At 61.1% G+C, this 21,660-nt stretch carries 20 protein-coding genes; 19 read left to right on the top strand and 1 reads right to left on the bottom strand.

Annotated features, from left to right (window positions below; all coding sequences use genetic code 11):
• The first annotated feature begins 1 nt into the window (after position 1).
• From ACA056_RS12195 to ACA056_RS12185, 3 genes are all read left to right on the top strand, one after another.
• Positions 2-1,567 carry an amino acid permease gene (locus ACA056_RS12195; RefSeq protein ID WP_497273022.1) on the top strand — a complete coding sequence of 522 codons (1,566 nt, stop codon included), beginning with the start codon at positions 2-4 and terminating at the stop codon, positions 1,565-1,567.
• Between the two features lie 186 nt (positions 1,568-1,753).
• On the top strand, positions 1,754-2,209 hold the full coding sequence (locus tag ACA056_RS12190) for a VOC family protein (protein ID WP_497273020.1): 456 nt from the start codon (positions 1,754-1,756) through the stop codon (positions 2,207-2,209).
• 162 nt (positions 2,210-2,371) lie between these two features.
• Positions 2,372-2,533, top strand: a complete 162-nt coding sequence (locus ACA056_RS12185; protein WP_192409656.1) for a DUF2986 domain-containing protein — start codon at positions 2,372-2,374, stop codon at positions 2,531-2,533.
• A 65-nt stretch (positions 2,534-2,598) separates the two neighbouring features.
• Here the strand turns inward: ACA056_RS12185 and ACA056_RS12180 are convergent, their stop codons facing one another.
• On the bottom strand, positions 2,599-4,500 hold the full coding sequence (locus tag ACA056_RS12180; RefSeq protein WP_497273018.1) for a potassium transporter Kup: 1,902 nt from the start codon (positions 4,498-4,500) through the stop codon (positions 2,599-2,601).
• A gap of 307 nt (positions 4,501-4,807) precedes the next feature.
• Between ACA056_RS12180 and ACA056_RS12175 the strand changes: the two genes are divergently transcribed.
• The 16 genes from ACA056_RS12175 to ACA056_RS12100 all read left to right on the top strand — a co-directional run bounded on the left by ACA056_RS12175 (position 4,808) and on the right by ACA056_RS12100 (position 21,654).
• Complete coding sequence (locus ACA056_RS12175) at positions 4,808-6,247, top strand: M15 family metallopeptidase (protein WP_497273016.1); 1,440 nt, start codon at positions 4,808-4,810, stop codon at positions 6,245-6,247.
• A 100-nt stretch (positions 6,248-6,347) separates the two neighbouring features.
• Positions 6,348-7,019, top strand: coding sequence for a GntR family transcriptional regulator (locus ACA056_RS12170; RefSeq protein ID WP_176471612.1), 672 nt, complete (start codon positions 6,348-6,350; stop codon positions 7,017-7,019).
• A 114-nt stretch (positions 7,020-7,133) separates the two neighbouring features.
• The gene (locus ACA056_RS12165; protein ID WP_497273014.1) at positions 7,134-8,066 is read left to right on the top strand and encodes a 4-hydroxyproline epimerase; all 933 of its coding nucleotides are present in this window, start codon (positions 7,134-7,136) and stop codon (positions 8,064-8,066) included.
• Positions 8,063-9,178, top strand: coding sequence for an NAD(P)/FAD-dependent oxidoreductase (locus ACA056_RS12160; protein WP_497273012.1), 1,116 nt, complete (start codon positions 8,063-8,065; stop codon positions 9,176-9,178). The genes ACA056_RS12165 and ACA056_RS12160 overlap by 4 nt, the downstream gene beginning before the upstream one ends.
• Positions 9,171-9,407 carry a (2Fe-2S)-binding protein gene (locus ACA056_RS12155; RefSeq protein WP_497273010.1) on the top strand — a complete coding sequence of 79 codons (237 nt, stop codon included), beginning with the start codon at positions 9,171-9,173 and terminating at the stop codon, positions 9,405-9,407. The genes ACA056_RS12160 and ACA056_RS12155 overlap by 8 nt, the downstream gene beginning before the upstream one ends.
• The gene (locus ACA056_RS12150) at positions 9,404-10,660 is read left to right on the top strand and encodes an FAD-dependent oxidoreductase (RefSeq protein WP_497273008.1); all 1,257 of its coding nucleotides are present in this window, start codon (positions 9,404-9,406) and stop codon (positions 10,658-10,660) included. The genes ACA056_RS12155 and ACA056_RS12150 overlap by 4 nt, the downstream gene beginning before the upstream one ends.
• 74 nt (positions 10,661-10,734) lie before the next feature.
• Positions 10,735-11,484 carry an AraC family transcriptional regulator gene (locus ACA056_RS12145; protein ID WP_074877194.1) on the top strand — a complete coding sequence of 250 codons (750 nt, stop codon included), beginning with the start codon at positions 10,735-10,737 and terminating at the stop codon, positions 11,482-11,484.
• A 250-nt stretch (positions 11,485-11,734) separates the two neighbouring features.
• Positions 11,735-12,553: an ABC transporter substrate-binding protein gene (locus ACA056_RS12140; RefSeq protein ID WP_008157204.1), complete on the top strand. Its 819-nt coding sequence runs from the start codon at positions 11,735-11,737 to the stop codon at positions 12,551-12,553.
• Between the two features lie 10 nt (positions 12,554-12,563).
• Positions 12,564-14,342, top strand: a complete 1,779-nt coding sequence (gene lhpI, locus ACA056_RS12135; RefSeq protein ID WP_497273005.1) for a cis-3-hydroxy-L-proline dehydratase — start codon at positions 12,564-12,566, stop codon at positions 14,340-14,342.
• Positions 14,335-15,000: an amino acid ABC transporter permease gene (locus ACA056_RS12130; protein ID WP_008157202.1), complete on the top strand. Its 666-nt coding sequence runs from the start codon at positions 14,335-14,337 to the stop codon at positions 14,998-15,000. The genes lhpI and ACA056_RS12130 overlap by 8 nt, the downstream gene beginning before the upstream one ends.
• 10 nt (positions 15,001-15,010) lie before the next feature.
• Positions 15,011-15,661 (top strand): amino acid ABC transporter permease, encoded by a 651-nt coding sequence (locus ACA056_RS12125; RefSeq protein WP_008157201.1) that lies wholly within the window; start codon positions 15,011-15,013, stop codon positions 15,659-15,661.
• Positions 15,654-16,376, top strand: coding sequence for an amino acid ABC transporter ATP-binding protein (locus ACA056_RS12120; RefSeq protein WP_497273002.1), 723 nt, complete (start codon positions 15,654-15,656; stop codon positions 16,374-16,376). The genes ACA056_RS12125 and ACA056_RS12120 overlap by 8 nt, the downstream gene beginning before the upstream one ends.
• Before the next feature lie 117 nt (positions 16,377-16,493).
• Positions 16,494-17,522, top strand: a complete 1,029-nt coding sequence (locus tag ACA056_RS12115; protein ID WP_497273000.1) for a trans-3-hydroxy-L-proline dehydratase — start codon at positions 16,494-16,496, stop codon at positions 17,520-17,522.
• Between the two features lie 137 nt (positions 17,523-17,659).
• A complete protein-coding gene (locus tag ACA056_RS12110) occupies positions 17,660-18,577 on the top strand; it encodes a dihydrodipicolinate synthase family protein (protein ID WP_033056590.1) in 918 nt (305 codons plus the stop codon).
• A 72-nt stretch (positions 18,578-18,649) separates the two neighbouring features.
• On the top strand, positions 18,650-20,047 hold the full coding sequence (gene abaF / locus ACA056_RS12105) for a fosfomycin efflux MFS transporter AbaF (protein ID WP_497272998.1): 1,398 nt from the start codon (positions 18,650-18,652) through the stop codon (positions 20,045-20,047).
• Between the two features lie 26 nt (positions 20,048-20,073).
• Entirely contained in the window at positions 20,074-21,654 is a 1,581-nt protein-coding gene (locus ACA056_RS12100; RefSeq protein WP_497272996.1) for an aldehyde dehydrogenase (NADP(+)), read from the top strand.
• The last annotated feature ends 6 nt before the right edge of the window (positions 21,655-21,660 follow it).

Genomic DNA, 21,660 nt, shown 5'->3' with positions numbered 1-21,660 from the left:
CATGAATCCAGCAAGCCAGCCCGGCACGAGCGCGCCGCAAGACGATGACGTCAAAGTGCTGCACAACATGGGCTATGCCCAGCAGCTCTCGCGACGCATGGGCGTTTTCTCCAACTTTGCCATTTCCTTTTCGATCATCTGCATCCTCTCGGGTGGTATCAATTCACTCGCTCAGGGCACCTCGGGTGCGGGCGGTGCGTCAATCGGCATCGGCTGGCCAATCGGTTGCCTGATCTCCGGGGTTTTCGCCATGGCCATGGCACAAATTTCCTCGGCCTACCCCACCGCTGGCGGCCTCTATCACTGGGGCTCGATTCTCGGTAACCGCTTCACCGGCTGGCTGACCGCGTGGTTCAACTTGCTCGGGCTGGTCACCGTGCTCGGCGCGATCAACGTCGGCACCTATTACTTCTTTTTCGGCGCCTTCGGACCGGCCCTGGGCATGGAAGACACCATCACGACACGGATGATTTTCCTGGCGATCCTGACTGGCCTCCAGGCCTTGTGTAACCACCTGGGTATCGGCCTGACCGCGAAGCTCACCGACTTCTCGGGGTATCTGATCTTCGCCACGGCGCTCGCGCTGACCATCGTCTGCCTGATCTCTGCACCCAGCTATGAGTTCGCCCGGTTATGGACCTTCAGCAACTATTCCGGCGAGGCTGGCGGCAGCGTTTGGCCACAGGTGTCGAACGGCTGGATTTTCATGCTCGGCCTGCTATTGCCGATCTATACCATCACCGGCTATGACGCCTCTGCACATACCTCGGAAGAGACCCGAAATGCCGCCATGTCAGTGCCACGCGGCATGGTCATGTCGGTGGTCTGGTCGCTGCTGTTCGGCTGGGTCATGCTCAGTTCGTTTGTGCTGATGCTGCCGAACATGGACGAGGCGGCGAAGCATGGCTGGACCGTGTTTTTCTGGGCCATGGACACCCAGGTCAATCCAACGGTGAAGTTGGCGCTTTACGTGGCAATTTTCATCTCGCAATTTCTTTGCGGGTTGGCGACCGTGACCTCGGTCTCACGCATGATCTTCGCGTTCTCCCGGGACGGCGGCCTGCCCTTCTCCAAAACACTGGCTTCGGTCTCGCCGACCCTTCGCAGCCCGGTGGCGGCGATCTGGACCGGTGCCACCCTCGCGGTGTTGTTCGTCTGGGGATCGTCGGTGATCTCGGTCGGCGAAACACCGGTCTATACCATCGTGGTGTCCTGCACGGTGATCTTCCTGTTCTTCTCCTTCATCATTCCCATCGTGCTGGGCCTGTTTACCTACGGGACTTCGAAGTGGCCGACCATGGGGCCGTGGAACATGGGACGCTTCTGGTACACAGTGTTTGCCCTCCTCTCGATCCTCTCGATGGTGATCATTTTCGTCATCGGCATCCAGCCACCGAACGATTGGGCGCTGTACATCACCATCGGATTTCTGGTGCTGACGGCCATCGTCTGGTTCGGTTTTGAAGCCCGACGCTTCCAGGGTCCGCCGATAGGCGACATGATCGTCAAGCGTCAGGCTGAAATTGCGGCGGCGGAAGAGGCGTTGAATAAACGGGGTGGGAGCTGATGGCAATTTACGCGTGACGCTAACCCTGTGGCGAGGGCGCTTGCTCTCGCCAGACTGCGATTTTTTAAAGGATCATTGCAACGCAAGAGAGGGCGTTAATGGCATGCTCACCTCAGTCTGTGATTGGGCAATCCCAGGATCAGTACCCATGGATCAACAGGGCGCAGGGCCGGCAGGAGGCATGCAATGGAATTGAAGTTCAGTCACGTCGATGTACTGGTCAAAAATCTCGAGGAAGCCTGTGCTTACTACGCACAGATACTGAAAGCCAGGATCTCCAAAACGCTCGTTTGGGAGCGAGGTGGTCTGCATGTGCACTACGCGATTGCGCTGATCGGCCAAGAGCGTTTCATGCTGGTACAGCCGTTGGCGGGGAACCTGAAGGAACTGTTGGACGCCTCGGGCGAAGGGATGATTTATCGCCACTGCTACTCGACACCGGACATCGAGAAGGCCTATGACGAATTGATGGTCGCCGGTGTTCAGCCAGTAGACGAAAACGGAGCGCCGTTGGCCCGCGAGAACCTGCTATCCCCGTCCGGGACACGCATCATCTGGTTACCCAAGCGCTTCGGGCACTTCTCTATAGAGATCCTGGAAGACAAGGCGCTGGAGGCATTTGTCGAGGCTGCGTTTGCCTGAGAGACACAAGTTCGAACGTACGTAGCCCCATTGGTCCAACGGATATTCGCTGGGCCGATGTCATCTTTATCATGGAAGACGCAGTGCAGCCCTGTCTCACGCCCTAGGCTTCGTGCACCAACCTCTGCCATCATTGAAGAGTTTACAAACCGAGCAGAAAACATGAACCGTCGTAAAAAAATACAGCAGTTATTAAAGGCTCACGCAAAAAAGGCCAGTGCCAAATTGGCACCGGCCAGTAAGTCTAAATACATTAGTAAAGCTGACCGATTGAAACTGGCAGCTGAGCCTGGCCCGGATTCAATCATTTCCCCTGAGAGCTGATCTATTCAACAACATAGAGTTGTGGGTCGCCGACGATGTGCTGGAATCAACCGCTTTGTTTATCGCTACATCTCGACCTGTGTGCCCAGCTCTATCACCCTGTTCAGTGGCAACTTGAAGTACTTCAGATTGCTGTTGGCGTTCTTGAGTAAAAAGGCGAACAGGTTCTCTCGCCAACGAGCCATACCCATGCGTTTGGTCGCAATGACCGTCTCTCGGCTGAGGAAATAGGTCGTGCGCATCGGACTGAAATCCAGCTCAGCCAAGTGACACAGACTCAACGCCAAGGGGACATCGGGCTCCTCGATAAAACCAAAGTGCAGGCTGACCCGGAAGAAGCCTTCACCATAGGCTTCGACCTCAAACCTTCTGTCAGCACTCACGCGTGGGCTGTCTTCAGACACTACAGTGAGCAACACGACTTGTTCATGCAAAACCTGGTTATGCAACAGGTTGTGCAGCAGCGCATGAGGAACGGCATCGGCCCTGGCCGTCAGAAACACCGCCGTGCCTTGTACGCGATGGGGAGGCTGCGTACGGATGCTGCCGATGAACAGTGGTAGAGGAAGCGCGGTTTCATCCAGCCGCTCAACGATAATCTTCCGGCCCCGCTTCCAGGTCGTCATCAAAATGAACAGACCGATGCCGGCAATCACCGGGAACGCACCGCCCTGAAAAATCTTCGGCGCGTTGGCCGCGAAATACAGACCGTCTACCAGCAAAAATCCGAGCAGCATCGGGATGGCCAACCAGCGCGGCGTTTTCCATAGGAGCAGGACGACAGCCGAAGACAGGATTGTTGTGATCAGCATGGTCCCCGTCACAGCGACGCCATAAGCTGCGGCCAAAGCACTGGACGACTCGAAACCAATCACCAACAGCACGACACCGACCATCAACGCCCAGTTAACCGTGCCGATGTAGATCTGTCCCTGCTCCTGGCTGGAGGTGTGCTGGATAAACATGCGAGGGACGTAACCCAGCTGGATGGCCTGGCGAGTCAGGGAGAAAGCACCGGAGATCACGGCTTGAGAAGCGATGATCGTGGCCAGTGTGGAGAGCGCGACCATCGGTAACAGTGCCCATTCAGGCGCCAGCAAATAGAACGGGTTGCGCACGGTCTCCGGGTTTCCCAGGATCAAGGCGCCTTGGCCAAAGTAGTTGAGCACCAAACCGGGCAACACGAGAATGAACCAGGCACGAGAAATCGGTTTGCGACCAAAGTGGCCCATGTCGGCATAAAGCGCTTCAGCACCGGTCAAAGCCAATACGACGGCACCCAGGATGGCCACACCGATCCCCGGATGAGCGATAAAAAAATGTGCTCCCCAGTATGGGTTGAGCGCTTGCAATACTTCCGGGCGCTGCAAAATGCCATAGATCCCCAGCGCACCTAACACTACAAACCACAGCACCATCACTGGACCAAACAGGATACCGATGCGAGCCGTGCCGTGTTTTTGTATCAAGAACAGCGCCACCAGCACGATCACCGACAAGGGCACCACCCAGTGCTCTATTCCGTCAAACGCCAGCTGTAGTCCTTCAACCGCAGAGAGCACCGAAATAGCCGGGGTGATCATGCTGTCCCCGTAAAAAAGTGCCGCACCGAACAGGCCGAGCATTACCAGTACCTTGCTCATGTGCGGATAAGGGGCTGCCGCGCGGCGGGCTAAAGCCGTCAACGCCATAATGCCGCCTTCGCCCTGGTTGTTGGCGCGAAGGATGAACAGCACGTACTTGATCGAGACCACCCAGATCAGTGACCAGAAGATCAACGACAGAATGCCCAGCACTCCGTCGTGATTTACCTGAACGCCGTAGTGGCCGGAAAATACTTCTTTCAATGTGTAAAGGGGGCTGGTGCCAATGTCCCCGTAAACCACGCCGACAGCGGCGACGAGCAAGCCTGCACCTGACGTTTTGGCTTGAGAATTTTCATGTGCAACGGTGGTTGTTTCGCTCACGGTAGACTCTCTGAATGAAGGGGGAGAAAGTGCATGCCATCCTTGAGCGAGACGGCTCCCCGAGGCCGTTTGAGATAGGCGGCCGTAAAGAGGCATTGATTCAAACGGTTATTAATGACAGTGGTCCACACGTCGCTAAGCCAAGCGGTGAAGTGCTATACGTATCGACGTCAAAAAACGCGGCCAGTATCGTGTCGGACGAAAATGATCACTGTAAAGAAAGCGTAAAAAATCATACGAGAGGCGAGCCTTGGACATTCGATCGTCCAAAACCCTGACGGGCAGATCAAACCACCATCGTTGCGCAATGGACCAGCAAAACAGGCTCACGCGGACCTGTCTGCGATGGGCCCTGTGCCTGAGCATCGTCGCACCCGGCATCGCCGGTGCAGAGACACGACCCGAGAACATGGTGTATCTGCGTACGATTGATCCGGGCATCGAGCAAGACATTCGCTATGCCAGCGCTCACAACTTCACCGGACACCCACTCGACGGTTACGCCGCGGCGCAATGCCTGTTATCGCTGGACGCCGCCAAGGCCCTCGCTCGGGTACAAACAGCATTGCGTGCGCAAGGCTACGGTTTGAAGGTGTTTGACTGTTATCGGCCCAGCCGTGCCGTTGCAGACATGGGGCGCTTTGCTTTGGTGCCGGGTGACCCGCGCAAGGCCGAGTTCTATCCACGTGTGGACAAGCAGGACTTCTGGCGCCTGGGTTACGTGGCCCGGGTGTCGAACCACTCCAAAGGCTCAACCGTGGATCTGACACTGACCGGTCCGGATGCCCTGCCCGCCGCTAGCTGGACGCCTTCAGCCGGGCAAGTCGATTGCACGGCCCCCTATGGCCAGCGTTGGCGCGACGGCGCGCTCGACATGGGCACGGGGTTCGATTGCTTTGATGAGCGAGCGCATACCGACAACCCGACGATCAGCGCTGCTGCCAGGGACAATCGCCAGAAGCTCAGCAGGGCCATGGAGAAAGAAGGGTTTACCGGGTACTCCAAGGAATGGTGGCACTTCACCTACAGCGGGGAAGGATCGCCGAAGAACGTCATGGACTTCCCTATCACGCCGCTGGGTACACGCGATGTTCTCGACACCGCCAATCAGCTGATTGTGGTCACCACAAAAAACTGGACTGACATCCAGGGCACGGCCCAGCGCTATGAACGGCATGGGAACAGCTTTCGACAATACGAAGGATCGTTTCCGGTGGTGGTCGGCAAGAGCGGTCTGGCGTGGGGCAAGGGTCTGAGCAGCGTTGAGCAACGCGAAGGTCCGGTCAAACATGAAGGCGATGGAAAAGCACCAGCCGGGGTATTTAAACTGGGAACGGCGTTTGGCTACGACAGCACGGCCGACACCAGACTGCCGTACCTTGCGCTGACGTCGACCATCGAATGCGTGGATGACAGCCACTCCGCCCGCTATAACGAGCTGGTCGATGGAGCGACTGTTTCGAAAGACTGGAACAGTTCCGAACGTATGCGTCGCGATGACGACATGTATCGAAAAGGCATTTTCATCGAGCACAATACGCCGGCGTCCCCCGCCTCGGGCTCGTGCATTTTTTTCCACATCTGGCGTGGCCCCTCCTCGCCGACGCGGGGCTGCACCGCCATGGATCCAGCGGATATTTCTCGCTTGTTCAATTGGCTGGATCCTCGCCAGTCGCCTCTGCTGGTTCAAATGCCTGAGGCGGAATATGAGCAAATCCGCGAAAGCTGGAACCTTCCCGAACGTTGATGGCTGACAGACGGTGGCTGGAGATCCTGGCTATCGCCGAAAGAACACCCAAGGCAAATTCGTATACCATATCTGCAATTCAATCCTAACGAACACGACCGTGGCCCTGACCAAACTCAACGCTCCCGACCTTGGCAATTCGCCTTCTACGTCGGAAATCATCACCCGTCATCTGCGTGACGCCATCGTCGCCGGGCATTTCGCCGAGGACGAGCCGATTCGCCAGGACGATATTGCCCGCCAGTTCAACGTCAGCAAGATTCCCGTGCGCGAAGCCCTCAAACGTCTGGAGGCCGAAGGCCTGGTGATGTTCCAGCGCAATCGCGGGGCGATGGTCACGCGGGTTTCCGATGCGGAACTGGCGCAGATGTTCGAAGTGCGCATGCTGCTCGAAGACAAGGTGCTGCGCCTGGCCATTCCGAACATGACCGAAGACACCTTCGCCCGCGCCGAACGCATCTGCCAGGAGTTCATCGGCGAAGATGACGTGGGGCGCTGGGCCGAGCTCAATTGGGAACTGCACGCTTGTCTTTACGAACCGGCGCAACGACCTTTTTTGGTCGGCCTGATCCGCTCGGTCAACGACAAGCTGGAGCGCTACCTGCGCATGCAGATGAGCCTGTCGGCCGGCAAGGAACGCGCCGATCACGAACACCGGGAAATCCTTGCAGCCTGTCGCGCCGGTGACGTGGACCTGGCGGTGAAGTTGCTCGACGAGCACATTGCCGGCGTCTGCAAGACCCTGTTCGAGCACCTGCCTCATCACCACTGACGGCTCGCCGCACTGTGCCGATTTCGTCATCGGCACTGGATAAAACCATCAAGCCGGCAAGCCCTCGCACAGGCCACTCTTTCGTTCACTCATCTGAACGGACGTGGCCATTCCATGAAACGCATCACCGTGATCGACTCCCACACCGGCGGCGAACCGACCCGCCTGGTGACCGCCGGTTTTCCTGACCTGGGCAACGGCAGCATGGCCGAGCGTCGACAGCGGCTGGCCGAACAGCATGATCAATGGCGCGCCGCTTGCGTGCTGGAACCCCGAGGCAGCGATGTGCTGGTCGGCGCCCTGCTCTGTGAGCCGGTAGACCCGAGCGCCTGTGCTGGCGTGATTTTCTTCAATAACAGCGGTTACCTCGGCATGTGCGGGCACGGCACCATCGGGCTGGTGGCATCGCTGGCGCATCTGGGCAAGATCGGCCCAGGGGTGCACAGCATCGAAACCCCAGTGGGCACAGTGCAGGCAACGCTGCACGAAGACCACTCGGTCAGCGTGCGCAACGTGCCGGCGTACCGTTACCGCAAAGCGCTGTCGCTGCAGGTGCCGGGTATCGGTCAAGTGACCGGCGATGTTGCCTGGGGTGGGAACTGGTTTTTCCTGATTGCCGAGCATGGCCTGCGCGTTGCGGGCGATAACCTCGATACGCTGACCGCCTACACCTACGCCGTGCAGCAAGCACTGGAGGTTCAAGGCATTCGCGGCGAAGACGGCGGGCTGATCGACCATGTCGAGCTGTTCGCCGATGACGAGCAAGCCGACAGCCGCAACTTCGTCCTCTGCCCCGGTAAGGCCTACGACCGCTCGCCCTGTGGCACCGGCACCAGTGCCAAATTGGCGTGCCTGGCGGCCGACGACAAATTGCAGCCGGGACAGATCTGGCGTCAGGCCAGTGTCATCGGCAGCGAGTTCGAGGGTTCCTACGAACTTCAGGGCGAGCGCATCGTGCCGACCATTCGCGGCCGCGCCTTTATCAGCGCCGAAGCCAGCCTGATCATCGAGCAGGACGACCCGTTCGCCTGGGGCATTCGCCCGTGAGTGAGGGCAATATGGCCGATGTGATCGTGATCGGCGCCGGCATTATCGGCGCCGCTTGTGCCCAGGCGCTGGCGGGTCGCGGCTTGCGCGTGCTGGTGCTGGACGCCGGCCTGCCCGGCGCAACGGCGGCGGGCATGGGCCATTTGCTGGTCCTCGACGACAACCCGGCCGAACTGGCCCTCAGTCAATATTCCCTGCAACGCTGGCGCGAACTGGCACCAGCCCTTCCCGATGGCTGTGCCTACCGTTGCAATGGCACCCTCTGGCTGGCGGCCAATGCCGAAGAAATGGCCGTCGCCCACAGCAAATACCTGAACTTGCAGGCCCAAGGCGTGGCCTGCGAATTGATCTCCAGCAGTGCCTTGCACCAACGCGAACCGGAACTGCGCGAGGGCCTGGAAGGCGGACTGCTGATCAATGGCGACGGCATTCTGTATGCCCCGGCAACCGCCAACTGGATGCTCGACACACCGAACATCAGCCAACGCCGGGCGCGGGTCAGCGAAGTCGACGGCAACCGCGTGCGACTCGACGACGGCCACTGGCTAAGCGCCGAAGCGGTGATTCTGGCCAACGGCATCCAGGCCAACGAGCTGTGCCCGGAGTTGCCGATCGAGCCGAAGAAAGGCCACTTGCTGATCACCGACCGCTATCCCGGCAAAGTCACCCACACCCTGGTGGAACTCGGTTACGTCACCAGTGCCCACAACGCCAGCGGTCCTTCGACGGCTTGCAACATTCAACCCCGGCCGACCGGGCAACTGTTCATCGGCGCCTCACGACAATTCGGCACCACCGACCCGCAGGTCGAGGGCTGGATGCTGGCGAAAATGCTCCGGCGTGCCACCGACTACATGCCTGGGCTGGCTCAGCTCAACGGCATCCGCGCCTGGACCGGTTTTCGCGCTGCCAGCCCCGACGGTTTGCCGCTGGTGGGTCAGCACCCGCAACGCAAAGGTTTATGGCTGGCGGTCGGCCACGAGGGCCTCGGCGTGACCACTGCACCCGGCACCGCCGACCTGCTGGTCGCGCAGCTGTTCGACGAAGCGCCGCCACTGGCCGCGCAACCTTATTTGCCGCAACGTTTTCTCGGAGCGCCCGTTTATGCCTGAAGTGATGCTGGACGGACGTGCCCTGCGGGTTGCCGAAGGCACCAGTGTTGCCGCAGCACTGGCCCTGAGCGGCGATGGCTGCACGCGCACATCCGTCAGTGGCCAACGCCGCGCCCCGCTGTGCGGCATGGGTATTTGCCAGGAATGCCGGGTGACCATCGACGGTCGACGGCGCCTGGCCTGCCAGACGTTGTGCCGTGACGGCATGCACGTGGAGACTCAAGCATGAGCGAATACGCCGACCTGCTGATCATCGGTGCCGGTCCCGCCGGCATGGTCGCTGCGCTCGCTGCGGCGCCCAGCGGTGCACGCATCGTCCTGCTCGACGACAACCCATTGCCGGGCGGTCAAATCTGGCGTGATGGTCCTCAAGCCAACCTGCCGAACCCGGCACGTCAGATGCGCAAGCGACTGGAGGCGTGCAGCAACATCCATCGCCACTCCGGCACTCGGGTGATCGCCTGCTCCGGGCCGAAACAACTGCTGGTTGAAGACGCCGATCGAGGCTGGTTGATCGGTTACGACAAATTGATTCTGTGTACTGGCGCCCGCGAGTTGCTTCTGCCCTTCCCCGGCTGGACGCTGCCCGGCGTGACTGGCGCCGGTGGCCTCCAGGCACTGATCAAAGGTGGCCTGCCAGTGCAGGACGAACGCATTGTGATTGCCGGCAGCGGACCGTTACTGCTGGCCAGCGCCGCCACCGCGAAACATAACGGCGCCCAGGTGCTGCGCATTGCCGAGCAGGCCAGCGCGGCCGCCGTCGCCGGTTTCGCCGCGCAACTGCCACGCTGGCCCAACAAGCTGATGCAGTCGGTCACGTTGTTCGACCGCCATTACCGTACCGGAACCTATGTACTGGCCGCCCTGGGCAATGAGCGGCTGGAAGGTGTGCGCCTGCAACAGCAAGGAAAAATCGTCGAACTGGAATGTGATCGCCTGGCTTGCGGTTTCGGTCTGATCCCCAATACCCAACTCGGTCAGGCCCTGGGCTGCGAACTCGATGGCCAAGCGATTGCTGTCGATGCCTGGCAGACCACTCGCCGCGCCGATCACTACGCGGCAGGTGAATGCACCGGTTTTGGCGGCAGTGAACTGGCATTGGTCGAAGGCGCCATCGCTGGCCACGCCGCCGTCGGTGACCTTGATTCGGCCCGAGCATTGTGGCCGCGCCGTGCGCGCTGGCAGGGTTTCGCCAACGCCCTCAACAAGGCCTTCACCCTCGATCCGCAACTCAAGTCGCTGGCACAACCCGACACCCTGGTGTGCCGTTGCGAAGACGTGCCTTACGCAGCGCTTGCCGGGCACACTGACTGGCGCGACGCCAAGCTGGCCAGCCGCTGCGGCATGGGCGCCTGCCAGGGCCGGGTGTGTGGCGGCGCGTTGCAGCACCTGTTCGGCTGGCAACCTTCGGCGCCACGGCCACCGTTCAGTCCGGCGCGGATCGAGACCTTGCTGTGCCTGGATGACTCGCCGCCCGACTGAATGCCGGCCCGGGGCTTTCGGCTCCGTCGCCGAGTCTCTATGATCCGGGGCATTGCCTCCAGACGCCCAGCGCCATGTATGCCTCGCTCACTACCTTCAAACCCTGCGACCTGCCCACCCTGCTGAGCAGTCTGCAGCCGATCGCGGCGCTGCTCGACACCCTGTCGGACGTGGTGTTTTTCATCAAGGACAGCGAGGCCCGCTACGCCTTCGTCAACCAGACCCTGGCCCGGCGCTGCGGCTTCAAACACAGTGACGAGCTGCTCGGGCGCACCGCCGACATGGTCTTTCCCGAGCGCTTCGGCCCGCTGTACACCGAGCAGGATCGGCGGGTGCTGTCCACCGGCCGCGAACTGGCCGACCAACTCGAACTGCACCTGTATTACGGTAACCAGCCGGTCTGGTGCCTGACCCACAAACTCGCGCTGCGCGACCTGCAAGGTCAGATCGTCGGCCTGGCCGGCATCTCCCGCGACCTGCAAGCGCCACAGTCCAGCCATCCGGCCTTCCAGAAGCTCGCGGCGGTGGACGCGCACATCCGAAGCCATTTCGCCCGGCCGATCAGCCTCGCCGAACTGACCGCGATCGCCGGGTTTTCCGTGGCGCAACTGGAGCGCCACTGCAAACGGGTGTTCCAACTCACCCCACGGCAGATGATTCACAAGGCGCGCCTGGAAGAAGGCTCCCGACTGTTGCTGCACACCGACCTGCCCATCACCGAGATCGCCCTGCGCTGCGGTTACACCGATCACAGCGCCTTCAGCCGGCAGTTCCGCGCCTTGACCAGTCTGGCGCCGAGTCAGTATCGCGAAAGCCGTCGCTGAATCCGGGCGAGTGTTCCTTTATGGGGCGCCCGGCGTTCCCACTGCTCCCTTCTGTAACACCACCTGATACAGGCCATCGAAGCGTTCTTCTCCTACATCCCATTCCCAAAATCTTGCAGGACGTTTAGCTCAAGGCTTGGCGAATAATTCTCGCCTCAGTTCGGAAACGGGCACGCTCATTGCTAATCACATATCGTATACGAAATTCACAATACGATATCCAACAGCACTTTCCGACAACGAGGCCTCTATGAAAAACCCCGCATTTGCCGTAGCCCTCAGCGCTGTTCTCAGTACGTCCTTCATTGCCACCGCCCAGGCCGACAAGCTCGACGACATCATTGGTTCGGGCAAGCTGCGCTGCGCCGTGACCCTGGACTTCCCACCCATGGGTTTCCGCGATGAAGGTAACAACCCGGCCGGTTTCGACGTGGACTACTGCCGCGACCTGGCGAAAATCCTCGGGGTCGACGCCGAAGTGGTTGAAACACCCTTCCCCGATCGAATTCCGGCGCTGGTCTCCGGGCGTGCGGACGTGATCGTTGCGTCCACGTCCGACACCCTCGAACGGGCCAAGACCGTCGGCCTTACCGTGCCGTACTTCGCCTTTCAGATGGTGGTGCTGACCCGCGACAACACCGGCATCAACAGCTTCGCCGATATCAAAGGCAAAGCCCTGGGCAACACCAGCGGCACCTATGAAGCCATCGCTCTGGAAAAAGACGTGAAGAACTGGGGCACCGGCACCTTCCGCGCCTATCAGTCGCAGAACGACACGCTGCTGGCGGTCGCCCAGGGTCACATCGACGCTACCGTGGTCACCAACACCGTGGCCGCCGCCACGATCAAGTCGGGCAAATACAAGAACCTGAAAATCGCCGGTAACGCGCCGTACACCATCGACTACGTGTCCCTGGGCGCCAAGCGCAACGAGTATGGCCTGCTCAACTACCTCAACCTGTTCGTCAATCAGCAGGTGCGCAGCGGCCGATACAACGAGCTGTTCACCAAATGGGTCGGCACCGAGATTTCACCCACCGACCTGACCGTGCCCAAGGTCTATTACTGAGGTGTCCGGCATGCCTAGGCCAACCTCTCTGACCGGTCGCAGCCTGGTCGCCGGCGCCGCCCAAGGCGCCCTGCTGTTTGCCGATGTCGGGCTGAGTTTCTGGGGCGGGGTCGATCCGTATAGTGGAGAGATCATCGACCGTCACCACCCGCTGAGCGGCGAACTTCTGGCTGGCCGGGTGCTGGCCATTCCCAGCGGCCGCGGCTCGTGCACCGGCAGCAGTGTGCTGATGGAACTGATCAGCAACGGTCATGCGCCGGCCGCACTGGTGCTGGCCGAACCCGATGAGATCCTGACCCTGGGCGTGCTCGTGGCACAGACCATTTTCGAGCGTTCCCTGCCGGTGCTGTGCATCGGCCGGGAGGCCTTCGCCGCCTTGCGCGGCAAGGCCTTTGCTCGGGTCGAAGCCTCAATGGTGACCGTGTTCGAACACCTGCCGGGCGATGCCTGGCAGGCACTCGACAGTCCGTTGCAGACAGCAGAAAAAAGCACCGCTATCGAACTCACCGAACACGATCAGGCGCTGCTCGACGGCGAGCATGGCAAGGCTGCCCAGGTGGCCATGCAGATCGTCCTGCGCATGGCTGAACTGCAAGGCGCCCGCCATCTGGTGGATGTCACCCAGGCGCACATCGACGGCTGCATTTATACCGGACCTGCGAGCCTGCGCTTTGCTGAACAACTGGTGCAGTGGGGAGCCAAAGTACGGGTGCCGACCACCCTCAATTCGATTTCCGTCGACCAGCGCCGTTGGCGCGAATTGGGCATTGATCCGGCACTCGGCGTACCGGCCAGTGCCTTGGGCGATGCGTACATGGCGATGGGCGCACAGCTGAGTTTCACCTGCGCGCCCTACCTGCTCGACAGCGCGCCGAAGGCCGGCGAGCAAATCGTCTGGGCCGAATCCAACGCCGTGGTGTATGCCAACAGCGTACTCGGCGCACGCACCCTGAAATACCCGGACTACCTGGACATCTGCATCGCCCTGACCGGCCGCGCGCCCTTGATCGGCTGCCATCTGGACGCGCAACGTAAAGCGAGACTGCAAATCGAATTGCCGGTTTTGCGCGAGTTGGACGATGCCTTCTACCCGCTGCTCGGTTACCACATCGGTGCCTTGGCCGGCAGCCGGATTCCGCTGGTGCTTGGGCTGGAACACAGCAAGCCGAGCCTGGATGACCTGAAAGCTTTCGGTGCGGCTTTCGCCACCACCTCCGCCGCGCCGCTGTTCCATATCTCCGGGGTGACGCCGGAAGCACTCGACCCGGCGCAGGTGCTGGAGGCGGACGCCGATGTGCCGGTGGAAAAAATCCGCCTGAAAGATTTGCTGCTCAGCTGGCGTGAGCTCAACAGTGCCCGCGACAACCGGGTGGATGTGGTCTCGCTGGGCAACCCGCATTTCTCCCTGAGCGAGTTCGCGCATCTGGCGCGGCTGTGTCGGGGTCGGCACAAGCATCCCGAGGTGGTGCTCGCCATCACCTGCGGTCGTGCGGTGCTGGAGCAGGCCCGCAAGGCTGGACATATCGCCGTGATCGAAGCCTTCGGCGCGACGCTGGTCACCGATACCTGCTGGTGCATGCTCGGTGAGCCGGTGATCCCGCCGGCCGCCAAAACCTTGATGACCAACTCAGGCAAACACGCCCACTACGCACCCGGCCTGGTGGGCCGCAAGGTGCACTTCGCCAACCTTGCCGAATGTGTTGACGCCGCCTGCAGCGCCACGGCCAGCGGTCGTTTGCCGGCCTGGCTGCAATCGGCCGCCTCTCTGGAGAGCCACGCGCATGTTTGATTACACCTTCCAATGGCGCGCGACCCTGCGCGCCCTGCCGGACATGCTCGCCGGCGCCTGGGTCACCTTCGAGACCGCCGCGCTGTCGATGATCTTCGGCGTGCTGATCGCCCTGGCCCTGACGGTGATGCGCGAAACCAAACAACCGTTGTTGCGCGGCATCGGCAACGGCTGGGTGTCGATAGCCCGCAACACCCCGTCGCTGTTCCAGATCTACGTCCTCTACTTCGGCCTTGGCTCGCTGGATTTGCATGTCAGCTCATGGTTCGCGCTGCTGGCCGGGATCACCTTCAACAACGCCGGCTACCTGGCGGAAAACTTTCGCGGCGGCCTCAAGGCTGTGCCCGGCACGCAAGTGCGCGCCGCGCGTTCGCTGGGCATGAGTGCCTTCCAGGCCTACCGGATGATCATCGTCCCGCAGCTGTTGCGAATCGTGTTCTACCCGTTGAGTAACCAGATGGTCTGGGCGGTGCTGATGACGTCGCTGGGGGTGATCGTCGGGCTGAACAATGACCTCACCGGCGTGACCCAGGACTACAACGTCAAGACGTTCCGCACCTTCGAATATTTCGCCATCGCCGCGGCGCTGTATTACCTGATTGCCAAGGCGATCGTCGCCGTAGCCCGGCTGATGGCCTGGCGGCTGTTCCGTTACTGAGGAGGTGACCATGTTGACCACCAGTTTTTCCTGGAATGACCTGCTGTTCTTGCTTGATGGCGCCTGGGTCACTCTGAAACTCACGTTCTGGTCGATCATCCTCGGCTCTTTCGCCGGGCTGTTGTTCGGCTTGCTGCGGGCACTGTTGCCGCGCGCCAGCCTGCCACTGGCGTGGGTACTGGACGTGTTTCGCAGCGTGCCGTTGCTGATCCAGTTTGTGTTGTTCAACTCGCTGAAAAGCATCGTCGGCTTGAACATCAGCGCCTTCAGCGTTGGCTGCATTGTGCTCGGGGTCTACGCCGCCGCGTACTTCACCGAGATCGTGCGCAGCGGCGTGCTTTCGGTGCCGTTCACCGTACGCCGGGCCAGTCGCTCCCTTGGTTTGAGTTTCTTGCAGGACCTGCGCTGGATCGTCCTGCCGATGGCCACGCGGGTAGCCTTTCCCGGCTGGCTGAACCTGGTCCTCAGCGTGATGAAAGACACCGCGCTGGTGATGTGGATCGGCATCGTCGAACTGCTGCGCGCTTCGCAAACCATCGTGACCCGCATTCAGGAACCGCTGCTGGTGCTGTGCATCGCGGGCCTCATCTACTACGTCATGAGCCTGGTGGTCGCTCGCCTCGGCGCTCGTCTGGAAAGAAGGTGGCAAGAAAATGATTGAGATCGACAACGTACACAAATCCTTCGGCAACCTCGAAGTGGTCAAGGGCGTCAACCTGACGGTGAACAAGGGCGAGGTGGTGTCGATCATCGGCGGCTCCGGCTCGGGCAAATCGACCCTGCTGATGTGCATCAACGGCCTGGAGCCGATCCAGAAAGGCAACATTCGCGTCGACGGTGTCGAGGTCCACGACAGCGCCACGGACCTCAACCGTCTGCGGCAGAAAATCGGCATCGTGTTCCAGCAATGGAATGCGTTCCCGCACCTGACCGTGCTGGAAAACGTAATGCTGGCGCCGCGTAAAGTACTGGGCAAGAGCAAGGCCGAAGCCGAGGAACTGGCGGTCAAGCAACTGACCCACGTCGGTCTGGGCGACAAGCTCAAAGCCTTTCCCGGCAAGCTCTCCGGCGGCCAGCAACAGCGCATGGCGATCGCCCGCGCCCTGGCCATGTCGCCGGACTACATGCTGTTCGACGAAGCCACTTCGGCCCTCGACCCGCAGCTGGTGGGCGAGGTGCTCGACACCATGCGCATGCTTGCCGAAGACGGTATGACCATGGTGTTGGTGACTCATGAGATTCGCTTTGCCCGGGATGTGTCTGATCGTGTGGCGTTCTTTCGCAATGGCTTGGTGCATGAGATCGGCTCGCCGGATCAGGTTATTGGCAATCCGGTGCATGCGGAAACCGCGGCTTTTCTGAAATCGGTGAAATAGCTGATGGCCCCATCGCGAGCAAGCTCGCTCCCACAGGGTTTAGTGGTGTACACAAAATCAATGTGGGAGCGAGCTTGCTCGCGATGAGGCCCTAACAGACAAAACAAGGAGCAAACCATGCGCTCATCAAAAGTCATCCATGTAGTCAGCTGCCACGCCGAAGGCGAAGTCGGCGATGTGATCGTCGGCGGCGTCGCGCCACCACCCGGGGCCACCGTGTGGGAACAGTCGCGCTGGATTGCCAAGGACCAAACCCTGCGCAACTTCGTCCTCAACGAACCTCGGGGCGGCGTGTTCCGTCACGTCAACCTGCTGGTGCCGGCCAAGGATCCTCGGGCGCAGATGGCCTGGATCATCATGGAGCCCGCCGACACACCACCGATGTCCGGCTCCAACTCGCTGTGCGTGGCCACTGTGTTGCTCGACAGTGGCATCCTGCCGATGACCGAACCGCAAACCCGGCTGGTGCTCGAAGCGCCGGGCGGGCTGATCGAAGCGGTGGCCGACTGCCGTGACGGCAAGGTCGAACGGGTGGAAATCAAGAACGTGCCCTCCTTCGCTGACCGCCTCGACGCCTGGATCGAAGTCGAAGGCGTCGGCTCATTGCAGGTCGACACCGCGTACGGCGGCGACAGTTTTGTGATTGCCGATGCGAAGCGCCTGGGCTTTTCCATTCGTCCTGATGAAGCGGCCGAACTGGTCGAGGTCGGGCTGAAAATCACCCGCGCGGCCAATGAACAACTGGGCTTCGTCCATCCGCTGAACCCCGAGTGGTCGCACATTTCCTTCTGCCAGATCGCGGCTCCCCTAGCCTATGAAAATGGCATCGCCACCGGCGCCAATGCGGTGGTGATTCAACCCGGCAAGATCGACCGTTCGCCGACCGGCACCGGTTGCTCAGCGCGTATGGCGGTGCTGCAGGCCAAGGGCTTGATGCAGGTCGGCGAGCGTTTTATCGGCCGTTCGATCATCGGTTCCGAGTTCCACTGCCGCATCGATTCGCTGACCGAAGTGGCCGGACGCCCGGCTATTTACCCGTGCATTTCCGGCCGGGCCTGGATTACCGGTACACATCAATTGCTGCTCGATCCGAGCGATCCGTGGCCACAAGGCTATCGACTGTCCGACACCTGGCCTGGGGCCTGAGCACAGCTTTACAAACCCTCACCCAAAACTCTGACCAACGGCTAGCAAAAAACCCCTCGTCACTGAAAAAAGCACTGGCCGAGTCTTTTCACTTGCAATATCGTATACGAAATACAATTAACGAACCGGAGGCAACAATGAGCAAGCGCATTAACTGGAGTGGTGTCTTCCCCGCGGTGACCACTCAATTCAACGACGACTTCTCCATCAACCTGGAAAAAACCCACCAGGTGATTTCCAACGTGATCCGTGACGGCGTGTCGGGCCTGGTGGTGTGCGGTTCGGTGGGGGAAAACACCTCGCTGACCGCCGAAGAAAAAATCGCCGTGACTGAAGTCGCGGTCGACGCCTCCCGCGGTCGCGTGCCAGTGATCTGCGGCGTGGCCGAATTCACCAGCATCGCAGCGGCCAAAGTCGCAAACGCCGTGCGCCGGGTCGGTGTCGACGGCGTCATGCTGATGCCGGCGTTGGTCTACGGTTCCAAGCCGTTCGAGACCGCCGAGCACTACCGTTACGTGGCGAAAAACGCCGACGTACCGCTGATGGTTTACAACAACCCGCCGATCTACAAAAACGACGTTACCCCGGACATCCTGATTTCCCTGGCCGACTGCGACAACGTGGTGTGCTTCAAGGACTCCTCCGGCGACACCCGGCGTTTCATCGACGTGCGCAATGAAGTGGGCGACCGTTTTGTGCTGTTCGCCGGCCTTGATGACGTGGTGCTGGAAAGCATCGCCGTGGGCGCCGAGGGCTGGGTCTCGGGCATGTCCAACGTGTTCCCGAAAGAAGGCGAAACCATCTTCCGCCTGGCCAAGGCCGGTCGCTTCGCCGAAGCCATGCCGATCTACGAATGGCTGATGCCGATCCTGCACCTCGACGCCCGTGCCGACCTGGTGCAGTGCATCAAGCTGTGCGAAGCCATCGCCGGTCGCGGCAGCGCCCTGACCCGTCCGCCACGCCTGGCCCTGCCGGAAGCCGATCGGGTTTTCGTCGAGCAGATCATGGCCAAGGCCCTGGCCAATCGTCCGGAACTGCCGGACGTCGGTCTCTGAGTGATTGCCGGGCGGGCCCCTTGCGGACCCGGCCCGGCTGCCTGTCTTTGCGCCTCTACAGGAAACGTCAGCATGTCCAATCCTCACAGCACCTCCCGCGCAACCACACCCTCGGGACTCAAACGTGTCGTGGCCGCCGCCATGGCCGGTACCGTCGCCGAATGGTATGAATTCTTCCTCTACGGCACCGCTTCGGCACTGGTCTTCGGTCAGCTGTTTTTTCGCCAGACCGACAGCCCGATCGATGGCATCCTCGCCGCCTTCGCCCTGTATGCGGTCGGTTTCCTCGCCCGCCCGCTGGGTGGTTTGGTGTTCGGTCACTACGGTGACAAGTTCGGCCGCAAACGCCTGCTGCAATTGAGCCTGGTGGTGGTCGGCATCACCACATTCCTGATGGGTTGCCTGCCCGGCTTCGACCAGATCGGCTACGCCGCGCCCGTGTTGTTGGTGCTGCTGCGGCTGATCCAGGGTTTCGCCTTCGGTGGTGAATGGGGTGGTGCGATTCTGCTGGTGTCCGAACACTGCCCGGACAATCGCCGAGGCTTCTGGGCCAGTTGGCCGCAAGCCGGTGTGCCGGCCGGTAACCTGGTGGCGACCGTCGCGTTGCTGCTGTTGTCGTCGAACCTGTCGGAGGAGCAGTTCCTCGCCTGGGGCTGGCGTGTAGCGTTCTGGTTCTCGGCGGTGGTGGTGCTGATCGGCTACTGGATTCGCACCAGCGTCGACGACGCGCCGATCTTCAAGGAAGCCCAGGCCCGTCAGGCGCAAAACAAGCAACAACAATTGGGCGTGGTCGAAGTGCTGCGTCATCACTGGCGTGCGGTGCTGGTCGGTATCGGCGCACGGTTTGCGGAGAACATTCTCTACTACACCGTCGTGACCTTTTCGATTACCTACCTGAAGCTGGTGGTGCACAAGGACACCTCAGAGATTCTGTTTCTGATGTTCGGCGCGCACCTGCTGCATTTCTTCATGATCCCGCTGATGGGTTATCTGTCTGACCTGGTCGGGCGCAAACCGGTGTACCTGACCGGTGCGATCCTCACCGCATTCTGGGGATTCATCGGCTTCCCGATGATGGACACCGGCAACAACTGGCTGATCATCGGGGCAATCACCCTGGGCCTGGCGATCGAGTCGATGACCTACGCGCCCTACTCGGCGCTGATGGCCGAAATGTTCCCGACCCACGTGCGCTACACCGCGTTGTCCCTGTGCTACCAGGTGGCACCGATCTTCGCCGGCTCGTTGGCACCGCTGATTGCCCTCACCTTGCTCAACAAGTACCACAGCTCGACACCGATCGCCTGGTACCTGGTCTGTGCCGCGCTGATCTCCATCGTCGCCGTCGGCCTGACTCGAGAAACCCGTGGTAAGTCGCTGCATGTGGTGGATGCCGAATCCGCTGCGCGGATCGCAGGCCTGGACACCGCCGAACCGGCCGCCACTCGCCGGGGCGATTCGCTGGCTTGAGCCCACCTTCCTGACAGGAGTTATTCATGCCCCACATCATTGGCCACAACTACATCGGCGGTACACGCAGTGCCGCCGGCAACATCACCGTGCAAAGCCATGACGCCAGCACCGGCGAAGCGCTGCCCTACGCGTTCACGCAAGCCACCGTTGAAGAAGTCGACGCCGCCGCCCAAGCCGCGGCTGCCGCCTACCCGGCCTTCCGCAACTTGCCGGCGAGCCGCCGAGCGGAGTTTCTCGAGGCCATCGCCGTGCAACTGGAGGCGCTGGACGATGAGTTCGTTGCCCTAGTCACCCGCGAGACGGCGCTGCCAACCGGACGCATTCAGGGTGAGCGCGGTCGCACCAGCGGTCAGATGCGCTTGTTCGCTCAGGTCCTGCGCCGTGGCGATTGCTATGGCGCGCGCATCGACCGGGCCTTGCCCGACCGTCAGCCGCTGCCACGTGTGGATTTGCGCCAGTACCGAATCGGCGTCGGCCCGGTCGCAGTGTTCGGCGCGAGCAATTTCCCGCTGGCGTTCTCCACCGCCGGTGGCGACACCGCTGCCGCCCTGGCCGCCGGTTGCCCGGTGGTGTTCAAGGCCCACAGCGGGCATATGGCAACTGCCGAACTCGTGGCCGATGCAATCATCCGCGCCGCCGAGCAAACCGGCATGCCCAAGGGTGTGTTCAACATGATCTACGGCGCGGGTGTCGGCGAAGCGTTGGTCAAGCATCCGGCGATCCAGGCAGTGGGCTTCACTGGTTCGCTCAAGGGCGGTCGCGCCCTCTGCGACATGGCTGCCGCACGACCTCAGCCGATTCCGGTATTCGCCGAAATGAGCAGCATCAATCCGGTACTGGTGTTGCCCGAAGCCCTGCAACGGCGCGGCGAGAAAATCGCCAGCGAACTCGCCGCGTCAGTGGTGCTCGGTTGCGGCCAGTTCTGCACCAACCCCGGATTGGTGATTGGCATTCGCTCCCCTGAATTCAGCGCATTTATTGAATCGCTCAGTGCGGTAATGGCCGACCAGCCGGGGCAAACCATGCTCAACGCCGGCACGTTAACCAGCTACGTCAAGGGCGTGCAGGCGCTGCACGCGCATCCGCACATCAGCCACCTGGCCGGCCGCGAACAACAGGGCAAGCAGGCCCAGCCGCAGCTGTTCAAGGCCGACGTCAGCCTGCTGCTCAACGGCGATTCTCTGTTGCAGGAAGAAGTTTTCGGGCCGACCACGGTGCTGGTGGAAGTGGCCGACAAGGTCGAACTGCAACGGGCATTGCAGAGTTTGCACGGACAACTCACGGCCACCCTGATTGCCGAAGCCGGTGACCTGCAAACCCATAGCGAACTGCTGCCGCTGCTTGAACAGAAAGTCGGCCGGGTACTGTTCAACGGCTACCCGACTGGCGTCGAAGTCTGCGATGCGATGGTGCATGGCGGTCCCTACCCGGCCACCTCCGATGCCCGTGGCACCTCGGTCGGCAGCCTGGCCATCGAGCGTTTCCTGCGCCCGGTGTGCTACCAGAACTGCCCGGATGCGCTCTTGCCGGACGCCTTGAAAAACGCGAATCCGTTGGGCATCGCCCGTCTGGTCGATGGCAACAGCCATCGCGACCCGGTTTAAAAAACA

Source organism: Pseudomonas sp. LBUM1666, assembly GCF_059695775.1.
This window is presented reverse-complemented; position numbering and strand designations above follow the sequence as displayed.